This is a genomic window from Oceanospirillum maris DSM 6286, from assembly GCF_000422865.1.
Lineage (GTDB): Bacteria > Pseudomonadota > Gammaproteobacteria > Pseudomonadales > Halomonadaceae > Oceanospirillum > Oceanospirillum maris.
In genome coordinates this window covers 227,204-246,576 of the sequence record NZ_AUGW01000003.1, presented here as the reverse complement: position 1 = coordinate 246,576, position 19,373 = coordinate 227,204, and the positions used below count along the sequence as shown (strand labels likewise).

The 19,373-nt window shown below is 45.3% G+C and carries 22 protein-coding genes; 13 read left to right on the top strand and 9 right to left on the bottom strand.

The genetic code is table 11. From position 1 onward, the window contains the following. The 3 genes from G517_RS0101040 to G517_RS0101030 all read left to right on the top strand — a co-directional run bounded on the left by G517_RS0101040 (position 1) and on the right by G517_RS0101030 (position 2,742). The gene (locus tag G517_RS0101040) at positions 1 to 933 is read left to right on the top strand and encodes a diguanylate cyclase (protein WP_028302848.1); all 933 of its coding nucleotides are present in this window, start codon (positions 1 to 3) and stop codon (positions 931 to 933) included. 120 nt (positions 934 to 1,053) lie between these two features. After that, complete coding sequence (eda, locus tag G517_RS0101035) at positions 1,054 to 1,683, top strand: bifunctional 4-hydroxy-2-oxoglutarate aldolase/2-dehydro-3-deoxy-phosphogluconate aldolase (protein ID WP_028302847.1); 630 nt, start codon at positions 1,054 to 1,056, stop codon at positions 1,681 to 1,683. Between the two features lie 117 nt (positions 1,684 to 1,800). Continuing rightward, the gene (locus G517_RS0101030) at positions 1,801 to 2,742 is read left to right on the top strand and encodes an eIF2B alpha/beta/delta subunit family protein (RefSeq protein WP_028302846.1); all 942 of its coding nucleotides are present in this window, start codon (positions 1,801 to 1,803) and stop codon (positions 2,740 to 2,742) included. A 6-nt stretch (positions 2,743 to 2,748) separates the two neighbouring features. On the opposite strand, the gene G517_RS0101025 is transcribed toward G517_RS0101030, so the two are convergent. Next, positions 2,749 to 3,543 (bottom strand): M23 family metallopeptidase, encoded by a 795-nt coding sequence (locus G517_RS0101025; protein WP_028302845.1) that lies wholly within the window; start codon positions 3,541 to 3,543, stop codon positions 2,749 to 2,751. Between the two features lie 229 nt (positions 3,544 to 3,772). On the opposite strand from G517_RS0101025, the gene G517_RS17265 reads away from it, so the two are divergent. The 4 genes from G517_RS17265 to G517_RS17260 all read left to right on the top strand — a co-directional run bounded on the left by G517_RS17265 (position 3,773) and on the right by G517_RS17260 (position 5,938). Next, complete coding sequence (locus G517_RS17265; RefSeq protein WP_036589987.1) at positions 3,773 to 4,528, top strand: alpha/beta hydrolase; 756 nt, start codon at positions 3,773 to 3,775, stop codon at positions 4,526 to 4,528. Positions 4,529 to 4,739: 211 nt separating this feature from the next. Then, the gene (gene ccoM / locus G517_RS21170) at positions 4,740 to 4,844 is read left to right on the top strand and encodes a cytochrome c oxidase subunit CcoM (RefSeq protein ID WP_281167485.1); all 105 of its coding nucleotides are present in this window, start codon (positions 4,740 to 4,742) and stop codon (positions 4,842 to 4,844) included. Positions 4,845 to 4,968: 124 nt separating this feature from the next. Beyond that, complete coding sequence (locus tag G517_RS0101010) at positions 4,969 to 5,313, top strand: hypothetical protein (RefSeq protein WP_028302844.1); 345 nt, start codon at positions 4,969 to 4,971, stop codon at positions 5,311 to 5,313. Between the two features lie 112 nt (positions 5,314 to 5,425). After that, a complete protein-coding gene (locus G517_RS17260; protein WP_245543157.1) occupies positions 5,426 to 5,938 on the top strand; it encodes a DUF4442 domain-containing protein in 513 nt (170 codons plus the stop codon). Positions 5,939 to 5,941: 3 nt separating this feature from the next. Here G517_RS17260 and G517_RS0101000 read toward each other — a convergent pair whose 3' ends face one another. Together G517_RS0101000 and argF are read right to left on the bottom strand one after the other, a co-directional pair. Beyond that, positions 5,942 to 7,012: an ABC transporter ATP-binding protein gene (locus tag G517_RS0101000; protein ID WP_028302843.1), complete on the bottom strand. Its 1,071-nt coding sequence runs from the start codon at positions 7,010 to 7,012 to the stop codon at positions 5,942 to 5,944. A gap of 96 nt (positions 7,013 to 7,108) precedes the next feature. Next, the gene (gene argF / locus G517_RS0100995; RefSeq protein ID WP_028302842.1) at positions 7,109 to 8,029 is read right to left on the bottom strand and encodes an ornithine carbamoyltransferase; all 921 of its coding nucleotides are present in this window, start codon (positions 8,027 to 8,029) and stop codon (positions 7,109 to 7,111) included. Between the two features lie 560 nt (positions 8,030 to 8,589). On the opposite strand from argF, the gene grxD reads away from it, so the two are divergent. Together grxD and G517_RS0100985 are read left to right on the top strand one after the other, a co-directional pair. Then, the gene (grxD, locus tag G517_RS0100990; RefSeq protein WP_028302841.1) at positions 8,590 to 8,910 is read left to right on the top strand and encodes a Grx4 family monothiol glutaredoxin; all 321 of its coding nucleotides are present in this window, start codon (positions 8,590 to 8,592) and stop codon (positions 8,908 to 8,910) included. 141 nt (positions 8,911 to 9,051) lie between these two features. Beyond that, entirely contained in the window at positions 9,052 to 9,654 is a 603-nt protein-coding gene (locus tag G517_RS0100985; RefSeq protein WP_028302840.1) for a peroxiredoxin, read from the top strand. Between the two features lie 152 nt (positions 9,655 to 9,806). Here G517_RS0100985 and rnt read toward each other — a convergent pair whose 3' ends face one another. Continuing rightward, positions 9,807 to 10,445 (bottom strand): ribonuclease T, encoded by a 639-nt coding sequence (rnt, locus tag G517_RS0100980; protein WP_028302839.1) that lies wholly within the window; start codon positions 10,443 to 10,445, stop codon positions 9,807 to 9,809. A 195-nt stretch (positions 10,446 to 10,640) separates the two neighbouring features. Between rnt and G517_RS17255 the strand changes: the two genes are divergently transcribed. Continuing rightward, entirely contained in the window at positions 10,641 to 11,600 is a 960-nt protein-coding gene (locus G517_RS17255) for a flagellar protein MotY (RefSeq protein ID WP_051205801.1), read from the top strand. Between the two features lie 280 nt (positions 11,601 to 11,880). Further along, on the top strand, positions 11,881 to 13,101 hold the full coding sequence (locus G517_RS0100970) for an argininosuccinate synthase (protein ID WP_028302838.1): 1,221 nt from the start codon (positions 11,881 to 11,883) through the stop codon (positions 13,099 to 13,101). 103 nt (positions 13,102 to 13,204) lie between these two features. Here the strand turns inward: G517_RS0100970 and G517_RS0100965 are convergent, their stop codons facing one another. Continuing rightward, positions 13,205 to 14,065 (bottom strand): MBL fold metallo-hydrolase, encoded by an 861-nt coding sequence (locus tag G517_RS0100965; protein WP_028302837.1) that lies wholly within the window; start codon positions 14,063 to 14,065, stop codon positions 13,205 to 13,207. 209 nt (positions 14,066 to 14,274) lie between these two features. Here G517_RS0100965 and G517_RS0100960 point away from each other — a divergent pair, with 209 nt between their 5' ends. Next, positions 14,275 to 16,080 (top strand): SulP family inorganic anion transporter, encoded by a 1,806-nt coding sequence (locus G517_RS0100960; protein WP_084632002.1) that lies wholly within the window; start codon positions 14,275 to 14,277, stop codon positions 16,078 to 16,080. A gap of 16 nt (positions 16,081 to 16,096) precedes the next feature. Here the strand turns inward: G517_RS0100960 and G517_RS0100955 are convergent, their stop codons facing one another. Beyond that, complete coding sequence (locus G517_RS0100955) at positions 16,097 to 16,423, bottom strand: hypothetical protein (protein ID WP_028302835.1); 327 nt, start codon at positions 16,421 to 16,423, stop codon at positions 16,097 to 16,099. A gap of 280 nt (positions 16,424 to 16,703) precedes the next feature. Here G517_RS0100955 and G517_RS0100950 point away from each other — a divergent pair, with 280 nt between their 5' ends. Further along, positions 16,704 to 17,174, top strand: a complete 471-nt coding sequence (locus G517_RS0100950; RefSeq protein ID WP_028302834.1) for a hypothetical protein — start codon at positions 16,704 to 16,706, stop codon at positions 17,172 to 17,174. Between the two features lie 32 nt (positions 17,175 to 17,206). Here G517_RS0100950 and G517_RS0100945 read toward each other — a convergent pair whose 3' ends face one another. The 3 genes from G517_RS0100945 to G517_RS17250 form a co-directional block, all read right to left on the bottom strand. Then, entirely contained in the window at positions 17,207 to 18,001 is a 795-nt protein-coding gene (locus G517_RS0100945; protein ID WP_028302833.1) for a crotonase/enoyl-CoA hydratase family protein, read from the bottom strand. 188 nt (positions 18,002 to 18,189) lie between these two features. Continuing rightward, the gene (gene gloA / locus G517_RS0100940; protein ID WP_028302832.1) at positions 18,190 to 18,600 is read right to left on the bottom strand and encodes a lactoylglutathione lyase; all 411 of its coding nucleotides are present in this window, start codon (positions 18,598 to 18,600) and stop codon (positions 18,190 to 18,192) included. A 140-nt stretch (positions 18,601 to 18,740) separates the two neighbouring features. After that, complete coding sequence (locus G517_RS17250; protein ID WP_051205799.1) at positions 18,741 to 19,373, bottom strand: diheme cytochrome c; 633 nt, start codon at positions 19,371 to 19,373, stop codon at positions 18,741 to 18,743.

Below are 19,373 nucleotides of genomic sequence, written 5' to 3'. Positions count from 1 at the left end.
ATGATAAAAACAAAGAATACATTGGCTGATATTTTGATTATTGATGATGACAGCTCGGTTGTAATGGCGTTGAACAAAGCACTGAATAAAATTGGGCGTATCCGTTTTGCATCAGATGCAAGGCAAGCATTTGCCATGATAGAGGAGCGTCACCCTGATCTGATCTTGCTCGATATAGAGCTGCCGGATATTCGCGGTTTGGAAGTGTGCTCTAAACTAAAAAGTAGCCCTGATACAGAAGACATTCCCATACTGTTTATTACGAGTCATAGCGAGGTGGGGTTTGAAGAAAAAGTATTCGATGTAGGGGGGGCTGACTATATTGTTAAACCCCTTAAGCCACGCGTCGTAGCAGCCCGGGTTCAGACTCATTTAGATTACCATCGCGTGATCCGGTTACTTGAAAAGCTTGCTCACACGGATAGTATGACCGGCTTGGCTAACCGGCGCACCTTTGATGAACAATTGATTATAGATTTAAAACACTCCCGCCGTGAGCGTGAACCTTTAACGGTGGTGTTGATTGATATTGATGAGTTTAAAAAATACAACGATCACTTTGGTCATATAGAGGGCGATGACTGTATCAAAAATATCGCCTCCGCTTTGTACCTCAGTACTCGACGACCAACAGACCTTGCGGCTCGATATGGTGGCGAAGAGTTTGCTTTTATCTTGCCTAATACGGATATTGATGGCGCGGGTTTGTTGCTCGATGAGCTGCTTAAAACCATAGAGCAGCTGAATATTGCCCATGCGCCCAACGCCACATATGACGTTGTGACGATATCCATTGGATTTAGCACGCTCATTCCTGAGCATGAATTAGCGACTGACTTGGATGACTGGGCGATCGTTAAAGCGGCAGACCATGCTCTTTATGAATCCAAAAACAAGGGTCGAAATTGCGTTAACTATTCACCGCTTGGTTAACTATTCATCTCTTGGTTAACTATTTACCTCTTGGTTACACCCTGTCGAAGACTGGTACAGGGATCATAAATAAGTCATCTAAAAATAGACCGCAGAATATAGAGGCCAGAGGAGAGTGCCATGTTATTGTCTCAACTAACCCAGCAGCGGGTGCTTCCTGTGTTGGTTTTAGAATCGACCGCCCAAGCCGATTGGCTGGCGGGTTGTTTTGTTGATGCAGGTTTAATTCAGCTAGAAGTGACGCTGAGAACCCCAAGAGCATTAGATATTATTGCCCATCTTTGTCGATATTTCCCCGAGCTTTCTATTGGTGCTGGAACGGTATTCTCTGCAGACCAAATGGTACAAGCCGCTGATGCTGGCGCAGGATTTGTTATTTCACCCGGTGCAACCGATGCACTACTGGATGCAGCTCAAGATTGTCCGATCCCTTTTATTCCTGGCGTTATGACGCCTTCCGAGGCGATGCGGGCCAGAGAGTATGGTTTCGGCTTGCAAAAATTCTTTCCGGCAGAGGCCGCTGGTGGTATTGCTCTGCTAAAAGCGATGGGAGCACCTTTGCAAGATATTCAATTTTGCCCTACCGGTGGTATTACGCTAAACAATATGATGGACTATCTGGCACTACCTAATGTCCCTGTTGTGGGTGGCACTTGGTTGGTAACACCTCGTGCTTTAGTGGGAAATGATCGCCAGGATGTCGTATTAAAATTAGAGCAGCTTAGACAACTACTTGCTCCAATAGGTTAAGCTATTTTTTTGATAAAGAACTGATGACAGAAAATAAGTATCATTGCACAGACTTAATCGTATTTTTCAGATGAGGCAGCTTGTAGGTCAGCGTCTGAGTAAGGATAAAATCCAAGCATGTATATCAATAATGACCAGTTCAAGGAACGTCGCATTCGTGCGGCAAAAGAAGATGTGCGTAAAGGCGGTAGTGAGCTGTCTCGCAGTGCCCTTGAAGATCTTAAAGAGTATTCCAATACTTGTGATGCTGATAGCCCCACTGATTTGAAAAGTGAACTACTGGATCTGGCAATGCAGATGCAGTTGGCTCGGCCTAGTATGGCTGTGTTGTGGAATGTTATGCAGCGTTGGATTGAGCAGTTGGAAAATATGCCGCAGGATACAATGGATGCTGCCCGAGAATACGGCATTGAACAGGCTGAAATGCTGCAGAAGATGTCTTTGCAAGCGGGTAAGGCGATTGTTCAGGCGGTGAGTCCCCAGATTCCACCGGGAAGCGTGATTTTAACCCATAGCTACAGTACCACGGTGTTAGCCATTCTTGAGACGATGCAAACGGCAGATTGCCGTGTGATTATTACGGAGGCGCGTCCCGGTATTGAAGGGCGTCGGTTAGCTCGTGCCTTGTCGGAGATGAAAATAGAAACTACCTACATTACAGAAGCTCAGCTAGGCTGCTTTATCAATCAAGCGGATGTTGTTCTATTGGGTGCCGACAGCGTGCTTGATGATGGTTCTGTAGTGAATAAAGCGGGTACGTATTTGGTTGCGTTAGCGGCTCGTGATCATGCTGTTCCAGTCTTTTTCGTGGCAGAGAGCTTTAAGCATAGTCGTCGACGTGCGGATGAGATTGAACTGGAAGAGATGGAAACGGATGAGCTACAACTGCCTGCCATTGAGTTTATTCATCCTCGAAATATCTATTTTGATGTGACGCCGTCACGACTTATCAGTTGCTGGGTTGATGAAGCTGGCGCGCGAACGGATTTCTCCCAGGCTTCCAAAGCGATGCCTGCAGGCTTCCTACAGGATGCTATTGCCAAGCGTCAGAAGAGCTAGAAAGGTTTATTCAATGATTGGTAGGTAATTTTCTGGTGGCAGGGGGGCGCCCCTGTCTCGGAACTGGAAATGTAAGGCTGCTTCGTTAACCAAAGTATTAAAACCAACAGTAGCGATGGGTTGCTGTTTTTTCACGCGATCGCCGGTTTTAACGACGAGAGCTTCACAGCTGGCATAAACGGTTTGCTGATCGTTTGGATGCTGAATAATAATAACCTTGCCGAGACTTCTCATTTCCCCTGCAAAGCTGATAGAGCCTCCTTTAGCCGCGAATACTGTTTGCCCCTGTTTTGCTCGTAAGTTTACCCCTTTTTGCAAGCCCCAGTTTTCTTCACCAAAGCCGCTAATCAGTTGAGGGCTACTAATCGGCCAAATATAGCCTGTTGCAGCACGGCGAGTACCAACGGCAATAATGAGGTTCTGACCCGGAAACAGACGGTCATGGTCAATACCTGGGTTGCTTTGTTTTAGATCGCCAAGGGGGGTAGCAAAATGATCAGAAATACTGCTTAGGGTATCGCCTCTTTGCACGGTGTATTGAATACTGGGCTTTTGCGCAACGACGCCACGGGCAGGGATTTGCAGCTCTGTACCGGCTTTTAGCCGATGAGGTACGACTTTAGGGTTGTAGCGGGCAAGGGTTTCAAGATCAACATCGTAGCGACGGGCAATACTGTAGAAGGTTTCCCCAAGCCTGACTAAATGCACCTTGCTTGTTGCTGGCCCATAGGGCGAACTACTGCAGGCAGATAGCAAAAGGCTTCCGATAAGAAGAATAATATGGACGAGCAGCTTAGGCATGGCATTAAGTCTGGCTGGATTGAATGGCGCACAGAAGCGGAAGCATAAAGAAAATACGTCATGTTTTCAAAGATATCTTAAAAATAGTGGGATTAATCAATAAAATCAATATCAGAATTGTCTTTATTAGTCTATTTTTTAGGGCTTGATTGTTAGGGCTTGATACCGTTTCCTCTATACCGCTATGTAAGAATATAATTTTATTAACGTAACTCTTGAGAAGGCTGTCATGGATCTTTTTACATTAGGTTTAAAATCGCTTGAAACATCACCTAAGCCGGATACTTGTGTTATCTGGTTGCATGGACTGGGCGCTAGTGCCGATGATTTTATTCCAGCAGTTCCGCATCTAAAATTGCCCGATGATGCTCGGGTACGCTTTCTTTTCCCGCAGGCTCCTGAGAGGCCTGTTACCGTTAATGGCGGCTGGGCGATGCCCGCATGGTATGACATTTTAAAAATGTTACCTGAACGTGAAATTGTACCGGAGCATCTTTATGAAGCGGCTCAGGGCTTACATGAACTAACGCAAGCCCAGATTGATGATGGGATTCCGGAGGAGCGAATCTTCTGGGTCGGCTTTTCTCAAGGTGGTGCTGTTGTGTTAGAAGCGGCTCTTAATGGGGGGCGTTATTCTGTAGGGAACGCTTCGGATGAAATTGTTGATAATACGGCAGCCAATATAAAGGCTTCGACTAAAAAGACTCCGACCAAACCCGCAGCGGTTTTGGCATTATCGACTTATGTTGCGCTTCCTGTTGATATGCCTCACCTAGAGTTAAATCAACTGATTTTCTGGCATGGGCATGGCTCTCAGGATGATGTTGTGCCTTTCAGTATGGGTAAAAAAGCTGTAGAGATAACGCGAGCCCTAGCAGGACGCTCCCAATGGCAGGCTTATCCTATGATGCATGAAGTGTGTATGGCAGAGCTTGAAGCGATAGGTTTGTTTATTCAAGATCAAATACAGCGGACCTCAAATTAAGGGGTAGCAGGCTTGTTTAAGCCGTAGATGATAAAACCGTTAACGGCTACTTCTTTTGGCCCGTAACTGCGGTTTATTGACGCGGGTCACAAGCTTAATAGGACTATATGTTGGAGCGCTAATTCACTTGATCTAGGGCAGGGTTTATCTCTTCATCGCTTGTTAGTCTGGACTCAGTTTATTGCGAAACAAACCCTTTGAGGTGCTGACTATGTATATGGATGATGCTGTATTCGCCAGCCTGCTGGTAATTGGCGGAGCAATCGCGTTTTTTGGCGGTTTAATCTACTTTATTAAAAATGATAAGCCTAAATAAACATAATTTATTTCTAATACTTCCTTTCGGAAGCTTGAGTTAGAGGCTATATTGAACCCATGTCTGTATCCGTAGTCTTACTTGATACTCACATGGGTTTAATTTTTTCTTCTGGGAGGCCAACATGATTGAATCATCTGTTTCACAGGTCACTCTGGCGAACCGTCAGATTGCCGGTACAAACAATCAGGCTCAGCAACGGCTAGATGCTGCGAGTGAAAGTCGACAAGAAGAGGGCGGTTCTACTCAGCCAACTTCTAGTGCTGGTATTACTGCTGCCGATGCTGTGAAAGGTGGTGTTGCCATCAGTTCCGCACCGAGCGATCAGGTTAACCGGGCAGTGGAAACTGTCGAACAGCAAAAAACTTACAACAGTGTTCAGGATCAAGGCAATGATTCGTTGCTTAAGCAGTCTGAAGTAAGAACCAATCAGGCGTCATTGGGTAATTTGCTTGATATTAAAAGCTAATAGCTGAATTAATCTGATTTTTAAAAAGGAAGGCTTGCCTTCCTTTTTTTGTTTCTGTTTTAATATCAAACGATCGTTTGATATTTAGTTCTAGCTATAAGGTAATCCTATTGTGAAGGCAGCATTCTTAAAGTGGGGAATATCCCTTTGGCCACCGCTTCTTGGCGCTGGCGTTAAAGTGGAAGTATTAGCCAAGGATTTTTCCTATGCGCGTATTCGCATGAAGCTGCGTTGGTATAACCGCAATTATGTCGGTGTGCATTATGGTGGCTCTCTTTATTCAATGACCGACCCTTTTTACATGTTGATGCTCTCTGAAAGCCTAGGGCGAGACTATGTGGTTTGGGATAAGGCGGCGCATATTGATTATATTAAGCCGGGGCGGTCAACGGTTCGCACGGAATTTAATGTAACTCCAGAGATGTTGCAGGATATTCGTGAAAAAACAGCAAAGGGTGAAAAATACCTGCCACAGTTTGAGGTGCAAATTCGAGATGATAACGGTGAGTTGGTTGCTCGGGTGATGCGAACGCTTTATATCCGCCGCAAGCAGCGTGCGGTAGCGTCTGGCTCCGAGGCTCTGGGCCATTTGGAGCCAGAAAAGAAAGAAACCATTGCTAGTTAGAAGCTAGAAGTTAGAGCCTGATTCCGCTTTAGTGCGAGGAAAAAGAATCAGGTGATCTGCTTTTACTTCCAAATGTACGGTATCACCGATATTAAATTCTTCATGGCTATTGAACATAGATTCAACCACTTGACCTGAGGGTAACTTCAGTCGATACAGGGTTGCGGAGCCGCTAAACGTAAACTGCTCAACCGTTGCTTTAATCGGCCCTTGAGGGTTATGGATAATATCGTCAGGGCGTAACAGAGCGTCAATCGGTGTACCGTCTTCCCAAGGGTAGGCTCGATTACCTTCGATTACCCCTATTTCCGTGGCCGCATTGGTATGGTTTTGTAAAGTGCCGGGAATAAAATAACCTTGCCCAACAAAGTTAGCGACAAAGCGGTTTTGTGGTTCGTGATAAAGGTTATAAGGGGTGTCCCACTGCTGCAAGCGGCCCTGATTGAGTACGCCTACGTAATCAGCCATCGCGAAGGCTTCTGTTTGGTCATGGGTGACGAGAATACCGCTAATATTCAGGGCTTTCAAAATGCGACGGACTTCTAAACCCAGATGTTTTCGTAGCTCAAAATCAAGATTCGAAAAAGGCTCATCCAACAAAATCATCTGTGGTCGGGGAGCTAGTGCACGGGCTAAAGCAACCCTTTGCTGTTGACCGCCAGAAAGCTCATGGGGGTAGCGGTGTCCCAAATCGCTCATATTAACCAGATCCAGCATCTCTGCAACACGGGTTTTACGTTTAGCATCCGGCATTTTACGCAAGCCAAAGGCAACGTTTTCAGCCAGTGTTAAATGCGGAAACAGTGCATAGTCCTGAAAAACCATGCCAATACGACGATCTTCTGGTTGCACCATAAAGTCTGGTGCGGAAATGGTTTCACCATTTAGGCTAATAGCACCGGTATAGATAGGATCGAACCCTGCTATCGTTCGAAGTAACGTTGTCTTGCCGCAGCCGCTTGGCCCAAGCAGACAACAAATATCGCCTTGGTTCAGGCTAAAGCTGATCTCTTGAGTAATAACGAGTTGATCGTAGCGACATTCAATATTATCGACCTGAAGCAGAGTGCTCATTCGGAGATCCTTACATGGGCGGGGCGGCAGATATATGAATAAAAAAGCCCGAAAGGGTACTTTCGGGCTCTTTATTATTCTGCCTAAAAAAGCTAATTAAGAGTTATTCTCAATTTTGCCCAGAATCAGGAATTCTAGCAAGGCTTTCTGTGCATGAAGACGATTACCTGCTTCCTGCCAGATAACCGCACGCTCATCATCCATCAGCTCTGCGCTGACTTCTTCACCACGGTGAGCCGGTAAGCAGTGCATAAAGAGTGCGTCTTTGGCTGCCAAGTCCATCATTTCTGTGGTCACTTGATAGCCTGCAAAGGCTTTTTCGCGCTCTTTTTGCTCTTCTTCTTGGCCCATAGAAGCCCAAACGTCGGTGACAATCAGATGAGTGCCTGCAACTGCTTCTTCAGGTTTACGGAACAGTTGAACACGCTCTTTGTTCGCGGCCATCAACTCTGGCAGAGGCTCGAAACCTTCTGGACAAACAATATTCAGTTGGAAATCAAACTGACGGGCCGCGTTAATGTACGAGTTACACATATTATTGCCATCACCAACCCAGGTGACGGTTTTACCTTGGATGCTACCGCGTAGCTCAACAAAGGTTTGTACGTCAGCCAATAGCTGACACGGATGGTAATCATCGGTTAGGGCATTGATCACGGGCACACTGGAGTATTCAGCAAAACGCTCAACGGTGGCATGATCAAAGGTACGGATCATCACGGCATCAACCATTTCAGATAGTACTCGGGCGCTGTCTTCAACAGGTTCGCCACGGCCTAGCTGAGTGTCCCGTGAGGATAGAAAAATAGCGCTACCACCAAACTGAGTCATGCCTGCTTCGAAAGATACTCGGGTTCGAGTGGATGACTTTTCGAAAATCATACCGAGAACTTTGTTTTTTAGAGGTTCGTAAATCTTACCGGCTTTTAGGCCCTTTTTGATCACGATCGCCCGTTCAATAACATAGTTGAGTTCTTCTGGAGTTAAGTCCAGTAAGGTTAAAAAGTGTCTTGCCATTTTCTCGAATTCCAATAATAGAGTTCACAGGTGCCACAGAAAAGTATGTAGCACCAGAATAGTCAGGTTCAGTTTATTATCTCTATTCGGCGATGCTTGCTTGATCAATCTAATGGGGAGTATTTATCCCTAAAGCCGAAGTGGTGCTGTATTTTTCGGTCGTCCATTTTGTCGCGCAAGCATGGTCACAAATATTGGCGTTGAATCTCTATCGTGAAGAAAACACCATCTCGAAAAAAGCTCTCTTAAAGAAGACATGTATCCAAAGAAAACAGAATCTCGAAAAAAATTGTGCCCTAAAACAGAAAACGGCAGCGTAAGCGCTGCCGAGAAAGATGACCAAAGGCGTAAAGCTAATGCCAAAATGTGTCGCTGTCAATAAAGTCGCATTTTTAAAAAACGATTGGTTTTATAAAAAAAACAGGTCTCTGACTTGAATCAAGTCTATTGTGGCTGCATTTTTAAATGAAGCACGGTAAAATTGACCTTATTAGTAGGTTAATACTGTAGAGTTACACGTTAATACCAGAAATGCTTTTCCCCGATTTTAAGGAACGCACATGAGCAGCACTTTAGACACCATCAAAGAACAAATTTCCAGCAACCCTATTTTGCTTTATATGAAGGGTAATCCACAGATGCCACAGTGTGGTTTCTCTTCTCAAGCGGTGCAGGCATTGATGGCCTGTGAAGAAAAATTCGCTTTTGTTAATATCTTGGACAATCCTGATATTCGAGCAGAGCTGCCTAAATATGCCAATTGGCCAACATTCCCACAGCTGTGGATTAAAGGCGAGCTGGTTGGTGGCTGCGATATCATTATGGAAATGTACCAGTCCGGTGAGCTGAAAACACAGATCTCTGAAGCGGTTGCTTCCTAAGTTCTTTAGCCGTAAGTAAAAGCGAAGCTTGAATATTTGATCTTTGCCTATAGCTTATGGCGATAATGTATTTTTAATTCTGCGGCTTTTGGGCTTCAGAATTTTTTCACCGTTAAATAACTCAATAATTGGAGAATGAAAATGGGCGTATTGGTTGGCAAGAAAGCTCCTGATTTTACAGCAGCAGCGGTACTAGGTACTGGCGAAATCGTTGATAACTACAATCTGACTGAAGCGCTAAAAGGCAAATACGGTCTGGTTTTCTTCTACCCGCTGGATTTCACATTTGTTTGCCCATCTGAGCTGATCGCTCTAGATCATCGCATGGATGAGTTTAAAGCCCGTGGCGTTGAAGTTATCGCTGTGTCTATCGATTCTCAGTTTACCCATAACGCATGGCGTAACACCGCGATCAATGATGGCGGTATTGGTCCTGTTAAATACACTATGGTTGCTGATGTTAAACATGACATCTGCCAAGCATATGATGTTGAAGCTGATGGCGGTGTTGCATTCCGTGGTGCTTTCCTGATCGACCTGGAAGGTAATGTTCGTTCTCAAATCGTTAACGACCTGCCACTAGGCCGTAACATGGATGAGCTGATCCGTTTAGTTGACGCGCTACAGTTCCATGAAGAGCATGGTGAAGTTTGCCCTGCAGGCTGGAGCAAAGGTGATAAAGGTATGACCGCATCTCCAGAAGGTGTTGCATCTTACCTGACCGGTGAAGCCGACAAGCTGTAATTTAAGACATCAGTCTTAAATTCTCGGCCATAAAAGAACCGGTCACTTCATTCCATTTTTGAAGTGGCCGGTTTTTTTATAAATATCTTTTTATATGGCTATTTTTTATAGTAATGACCAGCCGTGTTGTTAAAGTTTAGACGATTAGGCGCTTAATCTCGTAAGCGGTGCTGTTCTTCTGCCGCTAGCTCCCATCCTCCAAGTTCTTTCCAGCGATTCACAATGGAACAGAACAGCTCTGCCGTTTTTTCTGTGTCATAGCGCGCCGAGTGTGCTTGGCTGTTATCAAATGTGATACCGGCAACTTTACAGGCTTTGGCGAGTACCGTTTGGCCATAAGCTAAGCCTGAGAGTGTTGCGGTATCAAAGCTTGAAAAAGGATGGAACGGATTACGCTTAATACCACTGCGTTCCACGGCAGCGTTTAAGAAGCCCTGATCAAAGCTAGCATTGTGGCCGACGAGTACCGCACGGGTGCAGCCAAACTCTTTTAATGCTTTACGCACGGGTTTGAACACATCGCCTAAGGCCTGTTGCTCGCTTTTTGCCATGCTTTTACGAATCGGATTTTCAAGGTCAATTTTAGTGAAATCCAATGCGGCTTGTTCAATGTTCGCCCCTTCAAAGGGCTCTACATGAAAAGAATAGGTGTTGTATGGATGTAGATACCCCTCTTCATCCATCATCAGGGTTACGGCAGCAATCTCTAACAGAGCATCAGTTTTTGCGTTAAATCCCGCAGTCTCTACATCGACAACAACAGGCAAGAACCCTCGGAAACGGTTAGCCATTGGGTGTTTGTCGCCATAGTGCTCTGTATCAGATGTGAATGAATCCAAGACCCTCTGCTCCCTAATCAAATTTGGTCGAAGTTGTATTTTTTCAAATGGTAACTGATTCAATCTAACAGTTATAGGCTAAAGTTTTGAGTTTGTAGGCCGATGAGGGCAAAATAGAGTTCTTAAAAATCAAGGAGATTGCCACTGATGTCGCTGACTCGGTCGCCAGTAAAACCGTCACGAGGAAAACAAGGCCTGTCGTTAGGTTTAGGCTTGTTGCTGTCATCGAGCCTTTTGGCTGCTGATTATGGCGCAGGTATTGGCAATAGTGAATGGCGGGCTACTGAGCCATCTCCGCTCTATTGTGAACTAACGCATTCTATTCCAGATATGGGGATGGCTCGATTTACCCATCGATCTGGCGAAGACCTTAAATTCTTTTTAGAGCCGCTGGGGCAGCCCTTGCGGATAGGAGCAGCAGACCTAATGGCTTTGCCGCCAAACTGGAAGCCCGGAGATGCCCCTCTGGACTTAGGTAAGGTAAGGGTTGGTGCTGGTGAAGAAGGTGTGCGTGTAGGCTCTAAACAAGCACACCTGATGATAGAGGCCTTGACCCAAGGGTTGAACCCTACCTTTATGCAAACTCCAAGAGACAGCCGTTATGCTCCTGTTCGAGGTTCGTTAAGCGCCCTCAACTTTAAGCCGGTTTATTTCGATTATATTGCTTGTCGTGGTGAATTATTACCGGTGAATTTCGATCAGATCGCTCGCTCAACAGTGATATTTCCCGGTGGCGGATTTGATATTACCGCTGATGACAAAGAACGGTTAAGCTTGATTGTTCGTTATATTAAAGCGGACCCGTCGGTGAAATACGTGTTCCTTGATGGCCACTCGGATAGTTATGGCTCCCGCCGTGATAACCGTAAGCTTTCTAAGCAGCGTACGGACACGGTTCTGAATTACCTGCTGGATGTGGGCTTGGATGATAAAATGGTCACTGCACGCTATCACGGTGAGCGCTATCCTATTGTTCCTAACACGACTAAAGCAAATCGCGCGAAGAACCGCCGTGTGACAATTCGTTTAGAGCGTGAAGGCTTGGCTCCTGGCGATCCTAATACGCTTAATGAATATAGTGGCGAGTTTAACGGCCAGCTTCAGTAAAGTTTTAGTCAGTGCGTTAGAGCGTACGGTTTGAGATGGCCTGAATTTTCTATGTGCTTTATCTCAAATCGTATCTTTTTCGTAAGTCGTATCTTTTTCGTAAGTCGTATACAATACCCCCCAGAATTTTCAGGTAAATATAACGCCTGAGCGGTGATCTAAATGATGGCCGTTTATCTTTGTTTTGCTAGTCAATTACTACGTCGTTAAAACACGAATACTAGCAACAGTATTAATACCAGAGAGGTCTCTGGTTATTTAAGTCAGCGTGGAGCATCCAATGTCAGATATCAAAAAAGTAGTACTGGCCTATTCTGGTGGCCTGGATACTTCTGTAATCGTGCGCTGGTTACAGGACGAATATAACGCCGAAGTTGTGACCTTTACCGCTGACCTAGGTCAGGGTGAAGAAGTAGAGCCAGCCCGTGCTAAGGCTGAGGCGCTAGGGGTTAAAGAAATCTACATCGAAGACGTGCGTGAAGAATATGTACGTGACTTCGTTTTCCCTATGTTCCGTGCCAACACCATCTATGAAGGTGAGTACCTACTGGGTACGTCTATCGCTCGACCTTTGATCGCTAAGCGTTTGGTCGAAATTGCGAATGAAACCGGTGCGGATGCGATTGCTCACGGTGCCACGGGTAAAGGTAACGACCAAGTACGCTTTGAGATGGGTGCCTACGCGCTGAAGCCTGGCGTAAAAGTGATCGCGCCTTGGCGTGAGTGGGATTTGACGTCTCGTGATACTCTGATGCAGTACTGTGAAGAACGTAATATCCCTGTTGATTTCTCTTCTGGTAAGAAAAAATCACCATACTCAATGGATGCTAACCTTCTACATATCTCCTACGAAGGCGGTATTCTGGAAGATCCAATGGCGGAGCCAGAAGAAGATATGTGGCGTTGGTCTGTGAGTCCAGAGCGAGCTCCAGATGAAGCGACCTATTTAAACCTGACCTTCAAGAAGGGCGATATCGTTGCAATTGACGATAAAGAGATGAGCCCTGCAACCGTACTGACTTACCTGAATGAGGTAGCTGGTGCTAACGGTATTGGCCGTGTTGATATCGTAGAAAACCGCTACGTAGGTATGAAAGCCCGTGGTTGCTACGAAACACCAGGGGGCACGGTTATTTTGAAAGCGCACCGCGCGATCGAATCAATCACCTTGGATCGTGAAGCCGCGCATCTGAAAGACAGCATCATGCCGAAATACGCCGAGCTGATCTACAACGGTTACTGGTGGAGTGCTGAGCGTAAGATGCTGCAGACCATGATCGATGACTCTCAAGAATACGTAAATGGTGTCGTTCGAGTGAAACTGTACAAAGGTAACGTGATTGTTGTAGGTCGTCAGTCTGAAGACAGCCTGTACGATAGCAATATTGTAACCTTTGAAGATGATGCCGGTGCTTATGATCAGAAAGATGCAGAAGGCTTTATCAAACTGAATGCACTGCGTATGCGCATTGCTGCTCAGAAAGGTCGTAGCCAGCTGTAAGTTGACTGTGGCCTGATGAGTTAGATTCTATGCTCATCAAATAAAAAACCCGTCTTTTCGATGATCGGTAAACGATCAAAGGAAAGGCGGGTTTTTTAATGGCTTAAAATTGGTTCAAGGGGAGTTTCAGGTAGGAAACACCGTTGTTCTCGGCATCCGGCAGTTCACCGGCACGGATGTTAATCTGAATAGATGGCAGAATTAGATTTGGCATCTCCAGGGTGGCATCACGGGTTGAGCGCATTTCAACGAAGTCAGCTTTACTGGCACCCTTGCCAACATGAATATTGCTCTCTTTCTGCTCCGCAACGGTACACACATGGCAGATTTCACGACCTTGTGGCGGATAGTCATGACACATATAGAGCTCTGTGTTATCGGGGTAGCTTAGTAGGTGGTGAATAGAATCATATAGGGTTTGTGCATCGCCACCGGGAAAGTCGCAACGGGCTGTGCCGACATCAGGCATAAACAAGGTATCACCAACAAACAGTTTTCCGGCAATATCATAGGTGATACAGGCTGGTGTATGGCCCGGTGTATGTAATACGTTGACTTCAAGCTCGCCTATTTTAAAGCTTTCGTTTTCAGCGATTAGATGATCGAAATGATGGCCGTCGGCAATAAACTCATCGCCGTAGTTGAAGACTTTCTTAAAAACACCCTGAACCAACGTGATATGCTCGCCAATAACAATTTTTCCACCTATTTGATTCTGAATATACTTGGCGCTACTGATATGGTCTGCATGGGCGTGGGTTTCCATAATCCAGCTTAAACACAATGCTTGGTCTTTAATCCACTGAATAACTGAATCGGCAGACTGAGTGCTAGTGCGACCTGATTTATAATCAAAATCTAAAACCGGATCAATAATTGCGCATTCAGGGTTTATCCCATCATGCACCACGTAGGTAAAAGTTGAGGTTGTTTCATGGAAGAAAGCTTTGATTTGGGCGCTCATAAAAAATCTCCTTTCAGCAGCTATCCCTGCCTTGTTTAACTTCGTATGGGAGGGATTGGGGGCAGATCGGGTGACGGATACAGGATTAAGTTGTGACCGTATTGTTATTTGCTTATCTTTTGGCAGAAAGCGCGATTCAATGGAATATTAGCATATAATGATTTATAATAACAATATTCCAAAAAGTTTTAATAATCAGGCTTTTTCCTATGTCATCATCCGCTCCAAAGTCGAACAAGGCCAAAGCAGATAGCTTTAGCACCAAAAGTTTTAAACCTAGCAACAGTTTCAAGCCTAATAAGTTGCAGCGTCTCTTTCCTATTGTAGGCTGGCTATCGCAATACCGTCGCGATACTCTCATTAACGATGCGTTAGCCGGTGTTATTGTTGCGATTATGCTGGTTCCTCAAGGCATGGCTTATGCCTTTTTGGCCGGATTACCGCCAGAAATGGGGTTGTATGCTGGTATTATTCCTTTGTTTATCTATGCCTTTTTAGGCAGCAGCCGCAGTCTTGCGGTGGGCCCTGTCGCTATTGCCTCTTTAATGGTTGGGGAGGCGATCTCCCAAACAGCAGAGCCGGGAACAGATCTTTATATCACCACTGCCATGGTGTTGGCGTTGTTGGTTGGCATGATTTTGTTGTTGATGTTTATGCTGAGGTTAGGCCGTTTAGTTAATTTCCTCAGCCATTCGGTGATTACGGGTTTTACCAGTGCCGCCGCTCTGATGATCGCTTTCAGTCAGTTGAAATATGTTTTTGGCTTGGAGTTTCCTCGGGGCCATCAATTTTATGAGACGTTACAAGGTCTTTATTTCAGCTTGCCGACGTTTAACTCAGCTACTTTGGCGATAGCCTTGGTTGCCTTTTTTATTATGTGGTTCAGCAAGACATATTTGGCAAATGTCTTAAAAAAATGGGGTGCCTCACCGTTATTAGCAGGTTCCTTTGCGAAGGCAGGCCCCATGTTTGCTATTTTAGCCGGTGTTGCGTCTGTTGTGGTTTTTGATCTTCATACAGAGCATGGCGTTAGTATTGTGGGTGATATTCCTGCTGGATTACCGCAGTTTTCTCTACTGCCTTTTGAGATAGATTGGTGGGTAAGCTTATTACCTGCAGCCTTGCTGATTGCTTTAGTCGGTTTTTTAGAAAGTGTCTCTGTTGGAACGGCGTTAGCCAGTAAACGCCGCGAACGTATCATACCTAATAAAGAGCTGATCGCTTTAGGTTTTGCCAATATAGGTGCTGCTTTTAGTGGGGCTTATCCTGTTGCCGGTGGTTTTGGCCGATCAATGGTGAATGATGCATCTGGTGCTCAAACAACAGTAGCTTCTGTGATTACTGCGTCTGGCTTGGCGTTAACGGTACTCTACTTTACACCGTGGTTTTATTATCTGCCAAAGGCGGTATTGGGTGTCATTGTGATTATGGCGGTGCTGCCATTGATTGATCTTTCCGGTATTAAAAACACATGGAACTTTAATCGTGCAGATGCGTTAACACTGGCGGTAACGTTCGCAATGGTACTGGTCTTTGGTGTTGAAATAGGACTTCTCTCCGGTATGGTGCTGTCTGTGGGGTTACTTTTGCAACGTACCAGTAAACCTCATATTGCAGTGGTAGGACGGGTTGGTAACAGTGAGCACTTTCGTAATGTTAAGCGTTTTGAGGTGAAAACTAATCCCTGCTGTTTAGGACTGCGCATTGATGAAAACCTTTATTTTGCTAACACTCGTTATATTGAAGATGAGGTGATGGCAATTATCTCTGAGCAGCCTCAGTTGCAGCATTTGGTCTTAATCTGCAACGGTATTAGCTTTATTGATGCCAGTGCTCTAGAAACGCTTGAAATGATGATTGAGAACCTGCGTGAGTCTGGTATCACGTTACATCTTTCGGATGTGAAGGGGCCGGTTATGGATCAGTTCCGGCAAACGCACTTTTTAGAACGCATCGCCCCTGGTCAAATCTATTTGAGTACCCATGAGGCGATGCGTGATCTGTGTGATCTCTAACGGGGAGGCTGAGTCTTTATGTGCAGGGCTTATCTTGGTTGTTTCTAACAGTTTTAGCCGGTAGTAACTGTTTTTCTAAATTGCGCACCAAGTGAGCGGCATCCTCAGCGTTCCATTTTAGCTGTGCTAAAGCCTGTGAAAAACCTTCAATAACCGCCACTTTTTCCTCTAGCTGTTGGTAGTTTAAGGTTAAACGGGTTAATTCAAGGTTGACAATGCTTAGCGCCTGAGAGCCGCTGGCGGTCAGTTCTGCTGCGCCTTTAAAAACCTCGGTATGTGGCTCTAGAAATTCACGGGTTAGCTGGCGAGCCCGTTCGCTTAAGGTTCTCGTTAAAGAATCCATGTTAAGAACTCCGTGTACCCCATAAAGCATATCAAGCGATGTGCTTTAAGCGCATGCTAAATTAAAGGGTACGGTAAAAGGGACTGTGGTTGGTATTTAATTAAAAGTGTGATGATTTAAGTCTTTTTTGGTGTTCATCCGTGTTGGCAAACGACTAAGACTAACGTTAAAGACATGAAGGGTAAAGTGGTTCTAACGTATTGATTTGTAGATGAAGTTTGGTCTGTAGGTAATGTTCTGTTTATAAATGAGATTCGGTTCAATTTATAGGGAATATAAGATGTGGGGCGTGTGGGCTATTGTTGCAGACTTTTATACTCCATTACTGTGCTTTGGTGTACTTTGGACGGGGCATCGGCTTGGCGTGTTAACGCGTAGTGTCATTGGCTTATCTCTGTGTTGTGCCCTGATATTTGGCTTTAGCTTTCTAGAAGGATTGTTAGGGTTGTGGCAGCGCTGGGGGCTGGATTACAGCACCCATACTGCTATTTTGTTACCTTTCTATCAAATGCTGCTGGTGTTTGTGCTTATTCCATTCAGAGAGACGAGCCATAACCGTCTCTCCTTATTATGCCGCTCTGTACTTGCCATAGCACTGGTCATCGCTTTGGTATCAGGGGTGGCTTATGGTGTTTTGATGCATCATTTGGGTTATCACAGCTTAGCCGATATGTTAACGACCCTTGTCAGTACGTACCCGCTAGTCTGGATCTGTTTTCGTGGGCTTAAGCCTTATCTAGAATTCAGCTAAGCCCTTCTTGCTCTCCTATTCAAAAGGAGTGATTATTTAAAAACAGGATCACGCTTTTGTAGGTTTGCTTGAACAGCTTCTAACTGATTGGCGCTGAATAGAATTTTACGCTGAGTCTCTTCTTCTAAAGCCAAGCGTTGGGATGCCTCAAGATGTTCCCCGTTAAATAGCTGTTTAATACCTTGAACCGCTTGAGGGTTCTTCTGACAAAGTTGCTGAGCAAGTGTCATCGCTTTTTGCTCTGGATCGTTGGCTAGTTGGGTGACTAAGCCAAAGTTAAGTGCCTGTTCCCCTGAGATGCGATCACCGGTCATGGCCAGTAATTTGAGTTGGTCTCGGGCGATAAGAGACGGTGCAACTACTGAAATACCCATATCAGGAATAATGCCCCAACGAATCTCCATGATGGATAACTGACTATCCGGTGCGCTAATCCTAAAATCGGCCCCTAACGCAATCTGTAAGCCACCACCAAAAACATATCCCTTTAACGCGGCAATCACAGGAATATTCAGCTGCTGCCAACCCACGACGATCTGCTGCACGTAGTTACCTAGCCAGTTTTTATTCTCTGGATGGCTCAGTAGCGTTTCCACAGCAGCGGGGTCAATCATAACGGACTGTACGTCTAAACCTGCACAGAAGTTATCACCGGCAGCGGTTAATACGACTGCTCGAATATTGCTATTTGCTGCAATCTGCTCCTGTATTTTTAGGATTTCAGCAAAGGTTGGCATATCCAGAGCATTCATTTTTTCAGGGCGATTAAAGCGCACAACAGCAATATGATGGGCTATCTCAAGCGACACTGGTAATGTATTTGGCATAGTGAATTCCTTGATTATTGTTGTATTGGTCTTCTTGCATTTAAACACTTGTTTGAATTTTGCTCAAGAACCCTGTCATTCAAAATACTCTATTCTTTTAGGCATAAAAAAACCGGCGCAAGGTTAAACACCTTGTGCCGGTTATCGTGAGTTGTGCCGGTTATCGTTAGCGCCTTAGGCGCTAAAAATTAGTCTTGGCCTAAACCTTTCCCTGCAAATTGGCTGGCGATCAGCTCAATGGCGTAACCGTCGGGGTCACGCACAAAGGCGATCTCGGTATTGCCGCCTTTTACTGGGCCTGGCTCACGGGTAATGATGCCACCGGCAGCGCGAATTTTATCGCAGGCGAGGTAAACATCATCAACGGCAATAGCCAAGTGACCAAAGGCATTACCCATGTCATATTCCGACGTGCCCCAGTTATAGGTTAATTCGATAACCGTGGTGTCTGATTCATCGCCATAGCCTAGAAACGCTAAGGTGTATTCATACTCTTTATTTTCAGACTGGCGCAGCAGTGTCATATCCATAACTTTGGTGTAAAAATCAATCGACTTTTGCAGGTTGCCAACCCGTAACATCGTATGTAGTAAACGCATAATCTCTCCGGTTTGCTAATCGGTCAGTAAAAGAATCTTGGTGTTCTTTGTGTCTGTGATAGCTGAAATGGTTGGGGCGCTTTGGCTGATTGCAATTGATGCTAGGTCAGAGTAATTAATCAGCAGATGGCTTATGAGGGCTATTTATATTCTCGCTTATCAATATTGGGAATCTGCACGGTATGCTTCTGAAATAGGCCTTGCTCAGCTTTCTCATGACAGGCATTACAACGGCTGGCGCTGCCGACATCAGGATTGTTAATAATAAGTTGTTGCTTCTTTTTGAGTATTTTGTCGTGTTTCAAACGCCAGAAATTCAGTTGAGTAATACGAATAGGGGCTGGGTTTTGCAGGCGCTTGGTAAAGTCGGAAAATTTCCCTGCGTTGTCGCTATCGCTGGCGTAAAGGGTTAGATAGTCCTGTAATTCTTGAGGCTGAGCTTTATCAAGGCGTGCGTCTTCGCCAAAGTGATTCCCTAGATTGGACAAGAGTGATTGCCAGCTAGCTTTTGGTAAAACCTGTGGCGGGTAGGCGATATGGCAGGCACCGCACTCGTATTGATAGCTCATGGAAGCAGGTGTAGTGTTATCCGGTAGAAGCGCTTGATAGCCGCGCTCTTTACTATCGCTGTCAAGTGACCACCAAGCACTATAAGCGGATGGCGAATAGGCTGATGATATCGGCAATAGTATTAACGTAATAACCCGTAACACAAGAGGCTTGATGCTCTGCCGATTGGAAGGTTTACTCAAGAGTAAAAGATAGCGCAGCAT

Bases quoted from the DNA above. Each gene is read 5' to 3' on its own strand.
- G517_RS0101040 (WP_028302848.1), top strand. From the start codon at position 1: ATGATAAAAACAAAGAATACATTGGCTGATATTTTGATTATTGATGAT.
- eda (WP_028302847.1), top strand. From the start codon at position 1,054: ATGTTATTGTCTCAACTAACCCAGCAGCGGGTGCTTCCTGTGTTGGTT.
- G517_RS0101030 (WP_028302846.1), top strand. From the start codon at position 1,801: ATGTATATCAATAATGACCAGTTCAAGGAACGTCGCATTCGTGCGGCA.
- G517_RS0101025 (WP_028302845.1), bottom strand. From the start codon at position 3,543: ATGCCTAAGCTGCTCGTCCATATTATTCTTCTTATCGGAAGCCTTTTG.
- G517_RS17265 (WP_036589987.1), top strand. From the start codon at position 3,773: ATGGATCTTTTTACATTAGGTTTAAAATCGCTTGAAACATCACCTAAG.
- ccoM (WP_281167485.1), top strand. From the start codon at position 4,740: ATGTATATGGATGATGCTGTATTCGCCAGCCTGCTGGTAATTGGCGGA.
- G517_RS0101010 (WP_028302844.1), top strand. From the start codon at position 4,969: ATGATTGAATCATCTGTTTCACAGGTCACTCTGGCGAACCGTCAGATT.
- G517_RS0101000 (WP_028302843.1), bottom strand. From the start codon at position 7,012: ATGAGCACTCTGCTTCAGGTCGATAATATTGAATGTCGCTACGATCAA.
- argF (WP_028302842.1), bottom strand. From the start codon at position 8,029: ATGGCAAGACACTTTTTAACCTTACTGGACTTAACTCCAGAAGAACTC.
- grxD (WP_028302841.1), top strand. From the start codon at position 8,590: ATGAGCAGCACTTTAGACACCATCAAAGAACAAATTTCCAGCAACCCT.
- G517_RS0100985 (WP_028302840.1), top strand. From the start codon at position 9,052: ATGGGCGTATTGGTTGGCAAGAAAGCTCCTGATTTTACAGCAGCAGCG.
- rnt (WP_028302839.1), bottom strand. From the start codon at position 10,445: ATGGCTAACCGTTTCCGAGGGTTCTTGCCTGTTGTTGTCGATGTAGAG.
- G517_RS17255 (WP_051205801.1), top strand. From the start codon at position 10,641: ATGTCGCTGACTCGGTCGCCAGTAAAACCGTCACGAGGAAAACAAGGC.
- G517_RS0100970 (WP_028302838.1), top strand. From the start codon at position 11,881: ATGTCAGATATCAAAAAAGTAGTACTGGCCTATTCTGGTGGCCTGGAT.
- G517_RS0100965 (WP_028302837.1), bottom strand. From the start codon at position 14,065: ATGAGCGCCCAAATCAAAGCTTTCTTCCATGAAACAACCTCAACTTTT.
- G517_RS0100960 (WP_084632002.1), top strand. From the start codon at position 14,275: ATGTCATCATCCGCTCCAAAGTCGAACAAGGCCAAAGCAGATAGCTTT.
- G517_RS0100955 (WP_028302835.1), bottom strand. From the start codon at position 16,423: ATGGATTCTTTAACGAGAACCTTAAGCGAACGGGCTCGCCAGCTAACC.
- G517_RS0100950 (WP_028302834.1), top strand. From the start codon at position 16,704: ATGTGGGGCGTGTGGGCTATTGTTGCAGACTTTTATACTCCATTACTG.
- G517_RS0100945 (WP_028302833.1), bottom strand. From the start codon at position 18,001: ATGCCAAATACATTACCAGTGTCGCTTGAGATAGCCCATCATATTGCT.
- gloA (WP_028302832.1), bottom strand. From the start codon at position 18,600: ATGCGTTTACTACATACGATGTTACGGGTTGGCAACCTGCAAAAGTCG.
- G517_RS17250 (WP_051205799.1), bottom strand. From the start codon at position 19,373: ATGCTGCGCTATCTTTTACTCTTGAGTAAACCTTCCAATCGGCAGAGC.